Source organism: uncultured Frigoribacterium sp. (assembly GCF_963515265.1).
Classification (GTDB): Bacteria; Actinomycetota; Actinomycetes; order Actinomycetales; family Microbacteriaceae; genus Frigoribacterium.
In genome coordinates this window covers 1-2,643 of the sequence record NZ_CAUPYL010000275.1, presented here as the reverse complement: position 1 = coordinate 2,643, position 2,643 = coordinate 1, and the positions used below count along the sequence as shown (strand labels likewise).

At 73.1% G+C, this 2,643-nt stretch carries 2 protein-coding genes; both read right to left on the bottom strand.

Annotated features, from left to right (window positions below):
• Positions 1-389: 389 nt before the first annotated feature.
• A complete protein-coding gene (gene aztD, locus RWM17_RS13875; RefSeq protein WP_314104626.1) occupies positions 390-1,673 on the bottom strand; it encodes a zinc metallochaperone AztD in 1,284 nt (427 codons plus the stop codon).
• Positions 1,674-1,716: 43 nt separating this feature from the next.
• Positions 1,717-2,640 (bottom strand): zinc ABC transporter substrate-binding protein AztC, encoded by a 924-nt coding sequence (aztC, locus tag RWM17_RS13870; RefSeq protein ID WP_399540494.1) that lies wholly within the window; start codon positions 2,638-2,640, stop codon positions 1,717-1,719.
• Positions 2,641-2,643: the final 3 nt, after the last annotated feature.

Here is a 2,643-nt window from a genome sequence, read left to right as displayed (position 1 = left end):
CGTCCAGGACGAGATGCTCGTCGGCGTCGCGAAGATCACCGTCGCCACCGAGTAGGGTCCGCCCTCACCCGAGTGACGACGACACCGGCCCCGACCCTGCACGTGGGCCGGTGTTCCCGGTGGGGCCCCGCTCTGCGCTCCGGCTCGGGGCGGGGTTCTCCCTCCGCTCGGTCATGAACCGTCAGAAAAGGTCCTTTCCCTTCTGGGAAAGGACCTTTTCTGTCGTCTCGCCGCGCGGCGACGGGACAGAGACGGGACCGACTCGGCACCGTCACCGTCACCGTTCAGGAGGTGCGGGCCCGCGCCTCCTGAACTGTGCACGACTCAGGACTCCTGCTCCCCCCGTTGCGCGGCTCAGGACAGATCTTCCTGAACGGGGAGAGCCCGGGCTAGCCGGTGACGACCGCGATCTCGTTGGCCGCGACGCCGAGGTCGCCCGTGGCCGTGACCTCGCCGGTCGCGACGTCGACCGCGTGGATCGAGCCCGACGCCGGGTCGGTCACGTACGCGGTGTCGCCGACGACCGAGAGGCTCGGGTGCGAGTCCTGCCACTCGGCGGGCCCCTCCCACGCCTCGATCACGGGGTAGGACGCCCCGAAGGAACCGGCGGCGACGTCGAGCACGTGCAGCGCTCCGTCGGTGCCGAGCACGAGCGCGTCGTCGTCCGCGGTGCGGCCGACGCCCTTCCAGGTGTACGCCACGCCGTCGGGCAGGTCGAGCACCTGCGAGCTGGCGGCGGCCGTGTCGACCATGGTGAGCTGCGTCAGCTCGTAGCCCTCGGAGTCGGGGTCGCTGTTGTAGTCGCCGAGCATGACGGGCGACGAGTCGGTGACGTAGGCGTTGCCGGTGCGGCCGTACTCGTCCGCGGCGGCGATCTTCGTGAACGCGCCGTCGTCGTACAGGAGGACGCCGTCGCTGCAGCCGAACACCGCGACCTCGTCGGCCGTGGTGCCCTCGCCGTGCACGGAGGGGCACTCCTCGCTGCGCGCGGTCTCCTCGCCCGAGGCGTCGAGCGCGCGCACGCCGACCCGGGACTCCGAGTCGCCGATCGTCGTCAGCAGGGTGCCGTCCTCGAGCTCGATCGAGACGCCGTGGTGGGCCTCCGGCGACGAGATCGTCTCGGTCGCGGGCAGCTCGCCGGTCGACGAGACGTCGAGCAGGTCGGCGGTGTCGAAGACGGTGGTGTCGCCGGTGCCGTCCGAGAACAGGATCGTCTTGTCGCCGTGGCGCACGACGTGGCCGGGCGTCGGCGCCTCGAACACGAGGTCGGTGAGCTCGGGCTCGGCGGTGTAGTGAACGGACTCTGCCGACGTCCCGTCGGCGGTCCAGGCCCCGGTGTCGAGCACCTGGAACCCCTCCTCGGTCGAGACGAGCACGTGCCGTCCGTCGCCGGCCGGGTTGACCCGGTTGAAGCCGGCCAGCTCGATGTCGGCCACGGTCTCGAGGGTCGTCGCGTCGAGCACGAGCACCCCGCCGTCGTAGGTGGCTGCGATGCGGGGCTGCGCCGAGGAGGCGGTGGTCGCGCCCGCCCCGGAGGCCGCGCCGGTCGCGCCGTCGCCCCCCGCGCCTCCTGCACTCGAGCACGCCGTGAGGGCGAGCGCGGCCGAGGCGGCGAGGGCGAGGCCCGCGAGGGCCCTGGTCTGGTGTCGCGAGATCTGGTGTCGCTGGGTCATGTGATCCGTTTCCGTGTTCGGTGATGGGGGTGGTGCGGGCCGGTCAGGGCGACAGGCCGGTCGCGATGAGCTGCTCGTTCGAGCGCATCATCTCGAGGTAGGTCTCGGCTCCCCCGCCGGGGGCGCTGAGCGACTCGGTGTGAAGGGCGACGACGTCGACCTCGACGTCGGCCTCGTCGGCGAGGACCTGCACGAGGCGGTCCGGCTGGGAGGCGTCGGCGAAGATCGTCGCGACCCCCGCCTCCTCGATCGCGTCGGTGAGCCCGGCGAGGTCGGACGCGCTCGGCGCCGCCAGCGTCGTGCCGCTCGGCAGCACGGCCCCGACGACGCGGAACCCGTACCGCTCGGCGAGGTAGCCGAAGACGTGGTGGTTCGTGACGAGCGCACGACGCTCGGCGGGGATCGCGCCGAAGCTCGCCTCGAGGTCGGCGTCGAGCTGCTCGAGCTGGCCCCGGTAGGAGGCGGCGGCCGACTCGAGCGCACCGGCGTCGAGGCCGTCCACCTGCGTCGCCAGCTCGCGCTCGAGCCCGTCGACGACGTCGAGCATCCGCTGCGGGTCGGTCCAGAAGTGCGGGTCGAGCTCGCCCTCGGCGTCTCCCTCGGCGTAGGCCAGGGGCTCGATCAGGTCCCCGGCCTCGACGACGGGCACGCCCGCCGCGGCGGCGGAGTCGACGTGCTGCTGCAGGCCCTCCTCGAGGCCGAGGCCGTTCGAGACGACCAGGTCGGCGTCGCGGAGGTCGGCGGCCTCACGGGCCGAGATCTCGACGCTGTGCGGGTCGGCTCCCGGGGGCATCAGGGTGACGACGTCGGCCTGGTCGCCGATCAGCTCGCCGACGACGTCGCCGAGGATGTTCGTCGTGACGACGACGCGCGGGGTGCCGGCGGCTGCGCCGCCTGTGCCGGCGGGGCCGCCGGTGCCGCCGTCGGCGAGGGCCGAGCAGCCGCTCGTGACGAGCAGCACGGCCAGGGC